Raw genomic sequence first — 13,498 nt, 5'->3', positions numbered from 1 at the left:
GAAGGCGCCTATGAGCTTTGGAACGGCACCGAAGAAGGTCGTGCCGCGGGTGCCGCTGCGGCACGGGGAGGGCAACAAAGAGCATCTGACCAGCTTCGGGGGGCTGGCCGCGCTGTCGCTTGATGCGCTCAGCTCGGTGGCCTACGGGCCGGAAGCCATCGTGCTGGTACTGGTGGCGGCCGGTACGTCGGCGCTTCGCTTGACCGTACCGATCACCTTGGCCATCGCGGGCCTACTCGTCGTGCTGGTCGTCTCCTACTGCCAGGTCATTTCGGTGCATCCTGACGGCGGTGGCGCGTACGCGGTGGGCAAGAAGGATCTGGGACCCACTGTCAGTCTGCTGGCAGCCGCCAGCCTGGTGGTCGACTACGTGCTGACCGTCGCGGTCAGCCTCGCCGCAGGAGCGGCCAGCCTGGCGTCGGCATTCCCCTCCTTGGGACACCACATCCTCGCGATGTGCCTGATCGGCCTGGTCTTGATCACTGCCGTGAACCTGTGGGGCATCGCCGAAAGCGCACGCGTCCTCATGTTGCCGATGGTGGCGTTCCTGGCGGCGATCTTCGGTGTCATCATCGTCGGTCTGGTACGCGCGCATCCGGCCATCGTGGTCGGCAGCGCCCAGCCGGTCCACGTCAGCGAGGCACTCGGAACGATCGTGATCCTGAAGGCATTCGCGGCCGGCTGCTCGGCCCTGACCGGGATCGAAGCCATCGCCAACGGAGTCCCGACCTTCCGCCGGCCGCGTGCCAGCCGCGCTCAGCACACAGAGCTGATGCTCGGTGCGCTGCTGGGGGCGATGCTGATCGGGCTGGCGGTACTGATCGCCCGCGAGCATGTGGCGCCCCGCGGCGGAGTCACTGTGCTGGCCCAGCTCACCGCCGGCTCCTTCGGTACCGGCTGGGCCTACTACGCGACGAACATCGCCGTCACCGTGGTCCTGGCATTGGCCGCCAACACCAGCTTCGGCGGCCTGCCGGTACTGATGAGCCTGCTGTCCACCGATGACCGGCTGCCCCACCTGTTCGGTCTTCGAGCCGAACGGCCGGTTTACCGCTACGGCGTCGTCGCCCTGGCCGTGCTCGCGGCCGTTCTGCTGCTGGCGACCGGTGCCGCCACCCACCGGCTGATCCCGCTGTATGCGATCGGGGTGTTCATCGGATTCACCATCAGCCAAAGCGGGCTGGTACGGCACTGGCACGGCCGGCGCTCCCGGCGCTGGCGGCTGCGGGCCGCCCTCAACGGCACCGGTGCGGTATTGACCGCGACCGCCGCCGTCGTCTTCCTCGCGAGTAAGTTCACCTCCGGTGCCTGGGTCGTGGTCCTCACCGTGCCGGCGCTGATGCTGCTGTTCTCCCGGATTCAAAGCTACTACCGGGCAGTAGGACTCGAACTCGACCTGGGCCGGCACCCGAACCGCCCGCTACCGGCCGAGAGCCTGGTGATCGTGCCCGTCGGCGGGATCAGCAAGCTCACCGAGCACGCGCTGCACGCGGCGCTCTCCCTCGGCGACGACGTCGTCGCCGTCAGCGTCCACCCCGAAGCAGCCCAAAGTGCCGCCTTCCGCGCCGAATGGGACCGCTGGAATCCCGGCGTGCGACTGGACACCCTCAACAGCCCGCACCGATCGCTGGTCCACCCGATCGTCGACTACGTCCGGCGAGCGCAGCAAGATGACCGGCAGGTCGCCGTCCTCATCCCCGAGGTCCAGCCACGCCGATGGCGCTATCGGATCCTGCAGAACCAGCGCGGCCTGCTTCTGGCGACCGTGCTTCGTGCCAGCACCGACGCCGTCATCTGCACCATCCCCTATCGGCTCACAACCCGATAGCCGGGCATCGGACACCGGCTGGATGGGCTGGGAAGATACGGCCTCCTGGCGGGATACTTGTCACATGGTCAACGACAGTGCTCGGGAACGGGCCATCTACCAAGCGCTCAAAGCGGCCGACGAGGTCGCGGCGGCTCTTCAGACACATCTCTTCGAAGAGCACGGAGCCGACCCGGAACGCGCCGCCGAGCAGAGTACCTTCACCAATTCACTCAAGCTTTTGCGCCAGGCTCGCGAGCGGCTCGGTAACGGGTTGCGCGCCATCGAGGCCGACACCATCGCCGAGACTGATGAGATCTCTCTGCGCAACGAATGATCAAACAGCAAGGGGGACATCCGGCGTAGCGCGCAGGGTCGTGTCGCGCGAAAACAGGATCGCGCATTGACCCTCGAACCGGCGTGGTCGGGCGCCGTCGCGGCGAACCGACGCCGACGCTAACCGCCCGCTACCTCCCGTATCACGCACAACAGACGCTCGAGGCCCGCAGGACGTCGTCCCCCGGATACGGCGCGTGCGTCAGTCCGTGATGGGCCGGCCGACGGCCGCATCGAGCAGTTCGAACCGCCCGGCTGATCGCTTCCGGTACGCCTTGGTCGAACTGGACCGGTCGCGGGCGGCCTGGTCGCGGCGATCGGGCAGCGGCTGCTGGCCTACGCCATGCTCGGCCTCGGCCTGATCTGCTGGTTCATCCTCGGCTCGATGATCATGGCGCGGCTTTTCTTCCGTCCCGCGCTGCCGCCGGCCCTCTATCCGACGCTGGCGATCGAGGCCGCACCTCCGGCCGTGCCGACCATCGCCTACCTGTCCCTGAGAGGGCCCCGCATGGACGCCTTCAGCGCGATCCTGCCGGATACGGGGCGCTGATGATGCTCGCCCAGCTGCGGCCGCTCCCGGCGTTCTTGCGGCTGCGGTTCGCCCCCGGATTCTGGGCGTTCACCTTCTCCTGGGCCGCGGTCGCCACCAGCGTCCTGCACTGACGTAGACCCGCCGACGTCCGCCTTGGAACGATCGGTGCCCGAAAGGATGAGGGGCCGACACAACGATTCTCGGCGGCCCGCTCCGTGAACGTCTTCAGACGCCGGCGGTGCGAATCGCCGCGGGTCGCGAGGATCGGCGGTTCTGCGCGCGGCGACGGCCCGGCCCGGAGCCGCCGTTTCGGGGACCTGCGGTGGCCGGAGCGGGCACGGTCACGGGGATGCCGGAGGGCGTGCGGGCGCCGGTGATGCGGCTGAGTTCGGCATCGCCGGACCGCACTCGCGTGGAGTGCGGCGTGATGCCGGCGGTGGCCATCATCCGGTCCATGTCGCGGCGCTGGTTGGGCAGGACCAAGGTGACCACGGTGCCGGATTCGCCGGCGCGGGCGGTGCGGCCGCCCCGGTGCAGGTAGTCCTTGTGGTCGTTGGGCGGATCGACGTTGACGACCAGGTCCAGTCCGTCGATGTGGATGCCGCGCGCGGCGACGTTGGTGGCGACGAGTACGGTGACGTCTCCGGTGCGGAACTGCTCCAGGGTGCGGTTGCGCTGCGGCTGGGACTTGCCTCCGTGCAGTGCGGCGGCCCGTACGCCTCCGGTGAGGAGCTTGCGGGTCAGCCGGTCGGCGGCGTGCTTCATGTCGACGAACATGATGACGCGGCCTTCGCGGGCGGCGATGTGTGTGGTCGTATCGTGCTTGTCCGCCTCCGTGACGTGGAGCAGGTGGTGTTCCATGGTGGTCACGGCCCCCGCTGAGGGATCGACCGAGTGGGTCACTGGATCGGTGAGGAACCGGCGGACCAGGCGGTCGACGTTGCGGTCCAGGGTCGCGGAGAACAACATCCGCTGGCCGTCCGGGGCCACCTGGTCCAGCAGTGCGGTGACCTGCGGCAGGAAACCCATGTCGGCCATTTGGTCCGCCTCGTCCAAGACGGTGATGCGCACGTGGTCCAACCGGCAGGCGCCTCGGTTGATCAGATCCGCGAGCCGCCCCGGGGTGGCGACCAGGATCTCCGCGCCGTGTTTGAGGGCGGTGGCCTGTCGTGAGATCGATACGCCGCCGACGACGGTGGCCGATCGAAGGCCGACGGACGTGGCGTAGGGGGTGAGGGCGTCGGTGACCTGCTGGGCCAGTTCACGGGTGGGGACGAGCACCAAGGCCAGCGGTCTACGCGGCTCAGCGCGTCGGCCGGCGGTACGAGCGAGCACCGCCAGGCCGAAAGCGAGGGTCTTTCCGGATCCGGTACGCCCGCGGCCGAGGACATCGCGGCCGTTGAGCGCGTCCGGGAGGGTGGAGGCCTGGATGGGGAACGGTTCCGTGACGCCCTGGCGGGTCAATGTGGACAGCAGGGCTGCCGGCATTTCCAGCTCGGCGAACGATGCTGCCGGGGGGAGGGGCGGCGTGGAGTTCACGGGGAGTGCGAAGTCGTTCTGCCGACGGGCGGCCGGTTGACGCGGAGCCCGGGTCCGGGAGTGGGAGGAGCGACTGTGGGTCGAACGGGTGGGATGGGTCATGCGTGAGCCTTCCTGAAATGGCACGTTTCGAGGAAGACTCCGCAGCCGATGGCTTGAAGCAGTCGCAAGAACGAACCAAAGTGAGCCGCGAAGCAGCGCCGAAGCCGAAGAGGCACAGCGTCAAGACGGCCGATGCCCCTCGCGGAAGGGCGGCTGAGGGCCGAACTCAGATCGGGCTGCACCGGCCTGCGGCCGGGGGCAGGGGGCCGGGTGGCGGATCCCCAAAGGGCCATACCCTGGACGGCAACCATCGTTACCGCGAGGAAACGAAAAATCCAGGCCAGCGGGCAGGGCCCGAACCTTTGCGTACGAGCCCTGCGAGATACCGCGTGATGCTCAGGCAGGGATGATGTTCTCCGCCTGGAGACCCTTCTGGCCCTGCGTGATGTCGAACTGGACCTTCTGGCCCTCCTGGAGCTCACGGAAGCCCTGAGCCGCGATGTTGGAGAAGTGGGCGAAGACGTCGGCGCCGCCGCCGTCCTGCTCGATGAAGCCGAAGCCCTTTTCTGCGTTGAACCACTTCACGGTGCCGGTAGCCATAGCCGTCCTTCCGGGGCATTGACGGAGCTCGCACTCTACGAGCCTCGCGTCGCCGTAATGACCCCACCCGGAGGACTCCGGTAAAACAAAAAATGCGCCTGAGGTAGTACCAGCAGGCGCACATAAAGTCTATGGGAACCACAACTGCAACGACAGCATCTTACCACCGGCAACTGAAGCAAGCAACCTGTCGCACAGCCCGGCCCGACTCCTGCCGGCGTCGGCGTCGCCCGCCGCAATTAACGATTCTCCCGCTCCAGGTCGGCGGCGCGTCGCTGGTCAGGCCCGGTTCCAGGCCACGGTCGATGCGGTCCTGCCGCCGCCAGGTATAGATCGGCTGATCACTGATCCCCAGGTCCCGGGCCACATCAGCGACTTTCCGGCCTGCGTCGATCAGGTCCAGCACCTTGCGCCGGAACTCCGGCGGGTAGCCGCGTCGTCCCATGCCACTCCTTCAAGATCGAGTAGCACAAGAATCCAACAAACCGCCTCCACTACAGCCGGGACACACCAGAGCCTCCGCCCAACCCGGGGCGGTCCACTTCTCGTGGGCGTCGGTGCTGTGAGAGCCGCGCTCGGACCTCAGACCGTCGCTATGCCGTAGGGGCTGTTGCCGACGTCGACGGTGGCGGTGACCTTCAGGGAGCCCGGGTCGATGACCGTGACGGTGCCCGCTCCCTGATTGGCGACGTAGATCGCGCCATGGGTGACCGCGATGCGGAACGGGTCGGCTCCCGGCGGGCCGACGCTGACCGTTCTTGAGACGTGGTGGGTGCGGGCGCTGATCTGGGACAGGGTGCCCTGGCCGAGGACGGCGGCGTACGCGGACCGACCGTCGGGTGCGAGTGCCACGTCGAACGGGCCGGCTCCGGTCGGGATGGTCGCGGTGATCTCGCCGGTAGCGGGTGATATGACCGAGACGCTCGCGTTCACCTCGTTGGCGACGTAGACCGAACCTCCGTCCGGGGTGACGGCGACGGCCACCGGGTACCGGCCTGCGGGCAGGGTGCGAATGGTCCGGTCGGTGCGGGTGTCGATGACCGAGAGATTCGCCGATCCTTGGTTGGCGACGTAGACGGTGGTGTCGTCGGGGCTGACGGCCAGGTCCACCGGCGAGACGCCGACCGGGATGGTCGCGGTCACCCGGCCGGCCCGGGTGTCGATCACCGAGACCTCGTTCGAGCCACTGTCGGCCACATACAGGTGCCGGCCGTCCGGGGCCAGTGCGATCCCGGTGGGGTCCTTGCCGACCGGCACAGTGTAGGTGATCTTGTTGTTCGCGGTGCTGAGCACCGATACCCGGCCCGATCCGTTGTCGGCGACGTAGACGTGACCGTCGCTCGGGCCGACCGCGACGCCCTCGGGTGCCGTCCCGGCCTGCACGGTGGCGGTGACCTTGTTCGTCCGGGCGTCGATCACCGACAGCGTGTTGTCGAGCTGGTTCGTGACGTAGACGCGCCCGCCCGCCCGCGCGGGGGCGGTCGCCGCGGCGGATGCCGCCACCACGGCCGCACGGTTGCCGGATGCCGGGCGTACGGTCTCATCGGCGGCGCAGGCGGCGAGCGGGCCGGACGCCAGCACCACTCCGGCACCGGCACCCAGTACCCGCTGGAGCGCCTTGTCGTGCTGGTGATGCATGGTGGCTCCCGTGCGCGATGTCGGTCAGGCCAGCAGCCGGCGGGCGTAGTAGTCCTGGCGGTCGCTTACGCCGGGCAGGGCGAAGAAGTAGCCGCCGCCTTTCGGGGTGATGTAGGGCACCAACAGCTCGTCTTCCAGCCGGGTCTGCATGGCGATGTAGGTGTCGAGATGGCGTTGGAAGCAGCAGAACGCGTGTCCGACGTCGGGCGCTCCGCCGGTCTCGGGGCTGTGCTGGTACTCGTAACTGCGGCGCAGGATTGTGCTGGTGGCGGTGGTCTGGGGCGTCTGGGGATTGGCGAGCCGGATGTGGGCGTTCAGCGGGGTGATCAGCCCTTTCGGGTCGTTGGTGTAGACGGGGTCCAGGGTGTCCGGGGCACCCGGGTCCAGGGCGTACATCGGCGCTCCGCTGACCTTGCGGCGGCCGAAGATCCGCTCCTGCTGGGCGAGCGGGACGCCCTGCCATTTCTCAACATCGAAATGGACGATGCGGACGACCTGGTACGTGCCGCCGGCCGTCCAGGCGGGCTCATCGGTGTCCGGCTGCACCCACACCCACTGGTTCATCTGGTCGGTGCTGGTCGGGTCGGGGTTGGCGATGCCGTCCTTGAACCCGAAGAAATCCCGCGAGGCACCGACCGGGCGCGGCGGGCTGTGCATGCCGTTGATGCTCCAGCGCGGTCTCATCGCGCCCTTGGTGTGGAAGATGATCTCCAGTAGCGCGTGGATCGCCGTGTCACGGCTCCCGGCGCACAGTTGGATCAGCAGGTCGCCGTTGGACAACGCGGGGTTGAGGTCGTCGTGGTGGAAGGGCGTCATGGTGACCAGCTGGACCGGTTTGCGCGCGGCCAGCCCGTAACGATCGTTGAACAGATCAGCGCCGACACCGACGGTGATCGTCAGCGCGTCGGCGGGGATCCGCGGGCCCATGACGCCGTCGTCGGGCTGGGGTGAGCCCGGCGGTGCGGTCGGTGCCGTGCCGCCCGCGGTGAGGAAGGCGGCCCGCGCGGTCAGCGTACGGAACAGGTCGGTGAGTTCCTTGCGGTTGTCAGCCGTCACATCGAAGGCAACGAAGTTCCCGGCCGCCTGCCGAGCGTCGGGGGACGGAGTGGTGATGCCCGCCTGATGCTCACCGTAGAACGGGACGGCGGCGTCGTTCCCGGGCTCTCCGGGATATCCCGGTCCACGCTTCTGGTCCCCGCCTGGGGGAGGGGACGGTTGCCGGCCGGTAGCGACGAGGCCCGCGCCGGCGATCCCCTGCAGGAAGGACCGCCGCCCGAAGCCGACCGGGCAGCCCCCGCCGCCCCAGCTGTCTTCCGGTACCGGTGACGTCTGCCCTGCCATATCTGACCCCCAGAAACGCTCCCTGAAACAGTCCTGGTGGTAAGTAAATGCTCCCGCCGGCATCGCTCCGCGTAAACCTCCCGACAGGAGATCTTCTCCATCGATCCGCGCAAAACGGGTGCGGGTGGGTGATGGCCACGGCGAGCCGTCTCAACGTGAGAGATGTCCAGGACGAGGTGACCGCATGGTGGTCGCGGCGCGTCGTGGGCTCGCCGCTGTGCTGGCCGTGCCGACCACCCCGGGCGGAACCTTCGTTTCCTGCCGACTCACCATGATGGCGCGCGACCGCCTGGTACGAGCCTCGACGATCTCCTCACCTTCAGGGTCGGCCAGGCACAAGACGGCACTCACGCCCGGAGGGGGCGATGTATCAGGTGACGCGCAGTCCGCCGTCGACGAACAAGTCCTGGGCGTTGACACCGCTGTTGCGGAGAAGGAAGTCGGTGGCGTCGACGACCTCCGCCGTCGTAACGAGGCGTCCGATGGGGGTACGCGACAGGTGAGGATGGTCGGGCACCTCGCGCCACCTCGGGCTGTCTCCGACCACGCCCGGGTGGATCGCGTTGACGCGGTGAGGTGCGATCTCCACGGCACGCGAGTTGAGAACGCTCAGCGTGCGGCCCGCCGGCCTCGCATAGGGGTCGGCTACGCCAGGGTCTCGGAGAAGCGGTCGACCTGCCCAGGGTCCGATGACCAGCAGTAGAAGATGATCTCGTCGGCTCCGATGTTCGTGAGCCGGTCGACGGCGTCACGGACCTCTCCTGCGGTGGTGAGCATTCTCCGCACGACCATGCCGGTGTAATCCGCCGGCAGTTCCATGTACTGCGGCCCACCGTAGTAACGGCGAATCTCACCGCGCGCCTCCTCGAGGATTCGGTCGGGGCCGAGCGCGGCGTTGAGCTGGGCGACCAGTTTGGGGCGGCCGGGACGGCCGGCAGATCGCCATGCCTGCTCAGCGGCGCGGAACAGGCCGTCCATCTCAGCGATGGGCGAGGCGCACAGCAAGCCGTCCCCGAAACGCGCGATGCGCTGGATGGCCGCCGGTTTGAAACCCCCGAACAGGACCTCTGGGCCGCCGTGGCGTGCGGGCGCCGGGCCGATCGGCCCGGCCCCCTCCCCGTACGGCTCGCCGAGCCATACCCGGCGCATGTCCTTCATGACCTGGTCCAGGCGCGCCCCGCGGCCATGCGGGTCGATTCCGGCGGCTATGTAGTCGTCGCGCCGGGCACCGAGCCCAATGCCGAGCGTGAGGCGGCCGCCGGACAGGCGGTCGAGGGTGGCGACCTGTTTGGCCATCAGCGCGGGTGGGCGAAGGGGAGCCAGGAGCACCTCGGTCTGCACGCGGATCCGGTCGACGGCGCCCGCGATCGCGGCAAGCGTCACCAACGGCTCGGGATTGTCGTACACCAGGCGGTCCAACAGGGCCAGCGTACTGAACGGACCGGCATCCGCTCTGCGCGCCCAGTCGAACAAGACCGCCAGATCGCTGATGGGCAGGCCGAGACCGACCTTCATGCAGGACACCCCCTACTCCCGTGCCCCCTGGAATACCCAGGACCTCCGGGCGCGACCCCAGTAGCGAGTCCTGGCCCCCGTAGGCGGACCGCCGAGGGACCGCAGGAACCGGAAGGTGTGGACCGAGGATCAGATCCGGCACTGGCGATGGACCGGAGAACGACCGGTCGTGGCGATCTGGACCGCCGCCCAGACCGCGTAGTTCCTGCACTACATCACCGACCACCGGCTGTATGCGGTCTACCATCTGATCGCCCTGCGCGACCTGCGCCACGGCGCGGCCAGCCTCGCCCCGCAGGCCGGCGCCGACCTCAAAGTCGTCCAGGACCAGTTGGGGCATTCCTCGATCGTGCTCACCGCCGACACCTACGTCACGGTGCTGCCTGAAGTCGCCCGCAAGAACGCCGAGAGCGTCGCCCGGCTCGTGCTCAACGCCGCGCGCTGCGCGCCCGGGTCACGACGCCCACGCCGACGCGGCGTCCGCCCGACCACCAGAGTCAAATCAGCGGGTCCACCGCATCAGCACCCGTACCGCCGATGAAAGGTGCGCTCGAACCCGGCTCACCACGGCCATACCGTGGCCTCACCAGGAAGATCAAAGCTCCGCCCGGGTGGGCGAAGCTCCAGGTCAGGACTGGTAGGGCGCCTGGGACTCGAACCCAGAACCTATGGATTAAAAGTCCACAGCTCTGCCAATTGAGCTAACGCCCCGCTGCTCCATGAGCGTACCGGAGGCACCGTACACCCCGCGCGCCGAATACTCGCGGGTGGAGGACCTCCGCGACGACGGGATGGCAAGGTGGCCGTGACCGTCCGATGATCCGACGAGGAGCTCCCATGACCGCCGCCGTCGGCCTGCTCGCCGTCACGCTCTGACGGGCCGTCCGGTGCGACCGCCGAACGGGTCCGGGCGGCCCTGAGCCCGCCCGGAAGCGCGTGCGACGGCTCGGCCGCGAAGCCGTGCGCACGCCGCTCCTCGGCGAGCCGCCCGAAGGCCGGTCGCCGAAGCCTGCCCGCGTCATCCACCGATGGGAGCGGACGCCGAAGCGTGCACCCGCGGAAACGCGGTCAGGCGGCCCGGAAGCCTCGGGGGGAAATGGTCAGCAGAGCTGGACATTCCCGCGCGCGGGCACAGGTGAAACCCGGCGCGGCGTTCCCCTGATCAGGCCATATGCCGCAATTTGCCGGACCTTGGCAGCGGGGGTGGGCCGGTCAGCGGTAGGCGGACAGGCCGGTGATCGCCTCACCGAGCACCAGCGTGTGCACCTCCTGGGTGCCCTCGTACGTCAGCACGGACTCGAGGTTGGTCATGTGCCGGATCACCGGGTACTCCAGCGTGACGCCGTTCGCGCCGAGGATCGAGCGGGCCTGGCGGGCGACGTCGAGCGCGGCCCGTACGTTGGCGAGCTTGCCGAACGACACCTGCTGCGGCGTGACCGTCCCGGCCTCCTTCAGCCGCCCGATGTGCAGGGCGACCAGTCCGGCCTGCCCCAGCGCCACCTCCATCCAGGCGAGCTTCTCCTGGGTGAGCTGGAACCCGCCGATCGGCCGGCCGAACTGCTCACGCGTACGGGCGTACTCGACGGCCGTCTCGTAGCAGGCACGGCCGGCCCCGAGCGCGCCCCAGATGATGCCGTACCGCGCCTCCGACAGGCAGCCGAGCGGGCCCCTGAGCCCCCGGACGCCGGGCAGCATCGCGTCTTCCGGCAGGCGTACGTCGTCGAGGGTCAGCTCCGAGGTCACGGACGCGCGCAGCGACAACTTCTTGTGCACGTCCCGGGTCGTGAACCCCGGCGTGCCGCGCGGCACCAGGAACCCCCGGACGCCGTCGTCCGTACGGGCCCAGACGACGGCGACGTCCGCGATCGAGCCGTTCGTGATCCACATCTTGGATCCGTTGAGGATCCAGTCGGAGCCTTCGCGCTTGGCGTGGGTGCGCATGTTCGCCGGGTCGGAGCCGTGGTCCGGCTCGGTCAGGCCGAAGCAGCCGATCGCGCGGCCCGCGGCCATGCGGGGCAGCCACTCCTGCTTCTGCTCCTCCGAGCCGTACTTGTGGATCGCCGACATGGCCAGCGAACCCTGAACGGACACGAAGCTGCGCAGCCCCGAGTCGGCGGCCTCCAGCTCCCGGCAGGCGACCCCGTACGCGACCGCGCCCGCCCCCGGGCAGCCGTACCCCGACAGGTGCATCCCCAGGAACCCCAGCTCGCCCAGCTCGGGCGCGAGCTCGGCCGCCGGGAAGACGCCCTCCTCGAACCAGTCGGCGACGTGCGGCTCGATCCGGTCGGCGGCGTACCGCCGGGCCGTGTCGCGGACCAGGCGCTCCTCGTCGGTGAGCTGATCGTCGACCCGCAGCAGATCCATCGGTCCTCCCAGGGGGCTCACGGACACCGAGAGAGCGGAGGGGCGCCCCGCCGGCACACAGCGTACGTCGAGGCGCCGATCCGGCGCTCAGGGGGCTCTCAGGGACGCGTCAGGGCAAGCCCCCATGGCGATCGCACCCCGCTGCGGGCACGATCGAGACATGAACGAGAACACCCCCCACACCGGTCCCGACGACGCCCCGCGCCGTCTCACCCGCACCCGCGACGGGCGCATGATCACCGGAGTCTGCTCCGGCGCCGGCGCCTACTTCGGCGTCGACCCGACGATCGTACGGATCGTGCTGGCCGTCCTCACCGTCCTGACCAGCGGCGCCGGCATCCTGCTGTACGTCGCCGGCACGCTGATCATCCCCGAGGAGGGCAAGGAGACGTCGATCGCCCAGGACCTGATCAACAAGCAGACCAAGGGCGTCTGACCGCCCTCGGATCAGGCGGCGGCGCTCATCGCGCGCTCCTGGTTCGACGCGATCACCTCTCCCCGGATCCGTGTCCACGACATCGCGAGCATCGTGGCGGCCGACAGGCCGGCGATCCCCGCGAGGGCGACGACGGGCTCGGGGCCCAGCACCTGGGCCAGCGCCCCGCCGATCAGGATGCCGACGCCCTGGCTGGCCAGGATGCCCGACTGCGCCAGCCCGAACGCCTGACCGCGGCCGTCGGGCGGCACGGCGGCGACGTACGCGGCGTTCGCCGCCAGCTGGTAGGCGCTGCCCACCCCGGACAGCGCCAGCAGCACGATCACGGCCCACAGCGGCGGCCGCAGGGCGGTCCCCAGCAGCGGCGCGCAGGACAGCATCGCCATCCAGCCCATGAACCGCAGACGGTCGTCGGGACGAACGAACCGGCTGTACGCCAGCGAGCCGAGCACCATGCCGCAGGGCATCGCCGACATCAGCAGACCCACGAACACCGGACCCGCGCCGAACGTCTTCGCGTACGGCGCGGCGAGCCCCTCCGGCAGCACGTAGAACCCGCAGAGCCACGCGAAGCACACCAGGGGCCGCAGCGTACGGTCCCGGAACACCAGCCGCGCGCCCTCCCGCGTGATCGTCCACAGCGACGGGCGCTTGCGGCTCTCCCGGCGCGGCGCCGGCCGCGCACGTACGCCGGTCAGCAGGATGACGGCGGAGATCGCGAACGTGGCGGCGTCGACCGCGAGCGCCTGGTGCGCCCCGACCGCGAAGATGACCGCCCCGCCGACCAGGAAGCCCAGCATCTGGGTGAACTGGTGGGTGATGTTGTTGATCGCCGAGCCGACGACGTACATGTCGCCGGGCAGCACCTCCGAAAGGAGCGCGGCCCGCGCGGCGGTGAACGGAGCGCCCAGGAGAACGGTCCAGAAGATCAGGAAGCACAGCACCGCGAAAGGCGTGTGGTGCAGTGCCATCAGCGCCACGATGCCCGTACGGGCGACGTCGCACACGATCATGACGCGGCGGCGCGGGATCAGGTCGGCCAGCACCGAGAGCACCGGGCCGCCCATGATCGACGGAAGGTAGGTCAGGGCGTACGCGACGGCGGTTCGCAACGCCGAATGGGTGTTGTTGTAGACGAGCACCGCGAGTGCGATCTGGGCGAGCTGGTCGCCGACGTACGAGAGCGTCTGAGCCAGCCAGATCGAGCGGAACTCACCGACGCCGAAAACCTCGTGATAGGTGACCTGACGATCGAAGGGCCGTCGATGTCTTCCCACGCGCGCTCCCCTGCCGGTGAACGTCGTCCGGTCGCACTGGCCAAGCGGCCGGTCGGTCTGCCCGGCATTAT

General features: G+C 69.2%; 13 protein-coding genes and 1 tRNA gene. 4 read left to right on the top strand and 10 right to left on the bottom strand.

The window, feature by feature from the left end:
* Positions 1–10 precede the first annotated feature (10 nt).
* From ABD978_RS42760 to ABD978_RS42750, 3 genes are all read left to right on the top strand, one after another.
* Positions 11–1,828 (top strand): APC family permease, encoded by a 1,818-nt coding sequence (locus ABD978_RS42760; RefSeq protein ID WP_345367269.1) that lies wholly within the window; start codon positions 11–13, stop codon positions 1,826–1,828.
* Between the two features lie 64 nt (positions 1,829–1,892).
* Positions 1,893–2,144, top strand: coding sequence for a hypothetical protein (locus ABD978_RS42755; RefSeq protein ID WP_345367267.1), 252 nt, complete (start codon positions 1,893–1,895; stop codon positions 2,142–2,144).
* Between the two features lie 303 nt (positions 2,145–2,447).
* Positions 2,448–2,693 (top strand): SLAC1 family transporter, encoded by a 246-nt coding sequence (locus tag ABD978_RS42750; protein WP_345367442.1) that lies wholly within the window; start codon positions 2,448–2,450, stop codon positions 2,691–2,693.
* Positions 2,694–2,900: 207 nt separating this feature from the next.
* On the opposite strand, the gene ABD978_RS42745 is transcribed toward ABD978_RS42750, so the two are convergent.
* The 9 genes from ABD978_RS42745 to ABD978_RS42705 form a co-directional block, all read right to left on the bottom strand.
* Positions 2,901–4,316, bottom strand: coding sequence for a DEAD/DEAH box helicase (locus tag ABD978_RS42745; RefSeq protein WP_345367265.1), 1,416 nt, complete (start codon positions 4,314–4,316; stop codon positions 2,901–2,903).
* Positions 4,317–4,652: 336 nt separating this feature from the next.
* Positions 4,653–4,856 (bottom strand): cold-shock protein, encoded by a 204-nt coding sequence (locus tag ABD978_RS42740; RefSeq protein WP_345367263.1) that lies wholly within the window; start codon positions 4,854–4,856, stop codon positions 4,653–4,655.
* Positions 4,857–5,016: 160 nt separating this feature from the next.
* Positions 5,017–5,301: a transposase gene (locus tag ABD978_RS42735; protein ID WP_345367261.1), complete on the bottom strand. Its 285-nt coding sequence runs from the start codon at positions 5,299–5,301 to the stop codon at positions 5,017–5,019.
* A 137-nt stretch (positions 5,302–5,438) separates the two neighbouring features.
* Complete coding sequence (locus tag ABD978_RS42730) at positions 5,439–6,494, bottom strand: YVTN family beta-propeller repeat protein (protein ID WP_345367259.1); 1,056 nt, start codon at positions 6,492–6,494, stop codon at positions 5,439–5,441.
* A 24-nt stretch (positions 6,495–6,518) separates the two neighbouring features.
* Positions 6,519–7,835 carry a Dyp-type peroxidase gene (locus tag ABD978_RS42725; protein ID WP_345367257.1) on the bottom strand — a complete coding sequence of 439 codons (1,317 nt, stop codon included), beginning with the start codon at positions 7,833–7,835 and terminating at the stop codon, positions 6,519–6,521.
* Positions 7,836–8,205: 370 nt separating this feature from the next.
* Positions 8,206–8,424 (bottom strand): SDR family oxidoreductase, encoded by a 219-nt coding sequence (locus ABD978_RS42720; RefSeq protein WP_345367255.1) that lies wholly within the window; start codon positions 8,422–8,424, stop codon positions 8,206–8,208.
* Between the two features lie 56 nt (positions 8,425–8,480).
* On the bottom strand, positions 8,481–9,350 hold the full coding sequence (locus tag ABD978_RS42715) for an LLM class flavin-dependent oxidoreductase (protein WP_345367253.1): 870 nt from the start codon (positions 9,348–9,350) through the stop codon (positions 8,481–8,483).
* Positions 9,351–9,985: 635 nt separating this feature from the next.
* Positions 9,986–10,061, bottom strand: a tRNA-Lys gene (locus ABD978_RS42710).
* Between the two features lie 501 nt (positions 10,062–10,562).
* Positions 10,563–11,714, bottom strand: coding sequence for an acyl-CoA dehydrogenase family protein (locus ABD978_RS42705; protein WP_345367251.1), 1,152 nt, complete (start codon positions 11,712–11,714; stop codon positions 10,563–10,565).
* A 160-nt stretch (positions 11,715–11,874) separates the two neighbouring features.
* On the opposite strand from ABD978_RS42705, the gene ABD978_RS42700 reads away from it, so the two are divergent.
* The gene (locus ABD978_RS42700) at positions 11,875–12,150 is read left to right on the top strand and encodes a PspC domain-containing protein (protein ID WP_345367249.1); all 276 of its coding nucleotides are present in this window, start codon (positions 11,875–11,877) and stop codon (positions 12,148–12,150) included.
* An 11-nt stretch (positions 12,151–12,161) separates the two neighbouring features.
* On the opposite strand, the gene ABD978_RS42695 is transcribed toward ABD978_RS42700, so the two are convergent.
* Positions 12,162–13,427, bottom strand: a complete 1,266-nt coding sequence (locus tag ABD978_RS42695; protein WP_345367247.1) for an MFS transporter — start codon at positions 13,425–13,427, stop codon at positions 12,162–12,164.
* Positions 13,428–13,498 lie beyond the last annotated feature (71 nt).

It is taken from the genome of Actinoallomurus liliacearum (genome assembly GCF_039542035.1).
In the GTDB taxonomy this organism is placed as follows: domain Bacteria; phylum Actinomycetota; class Actinomycetes; order Streptosporangiales; family Streptosporangiaceae; genus Actinoallomurus; species Actinoallomurus liliacearum.
The sequence above is the reverse complement of the archived record's forward strand: the minus strand, read 5'-3'. Positions and strand labels throughout refer to the sequence as shown.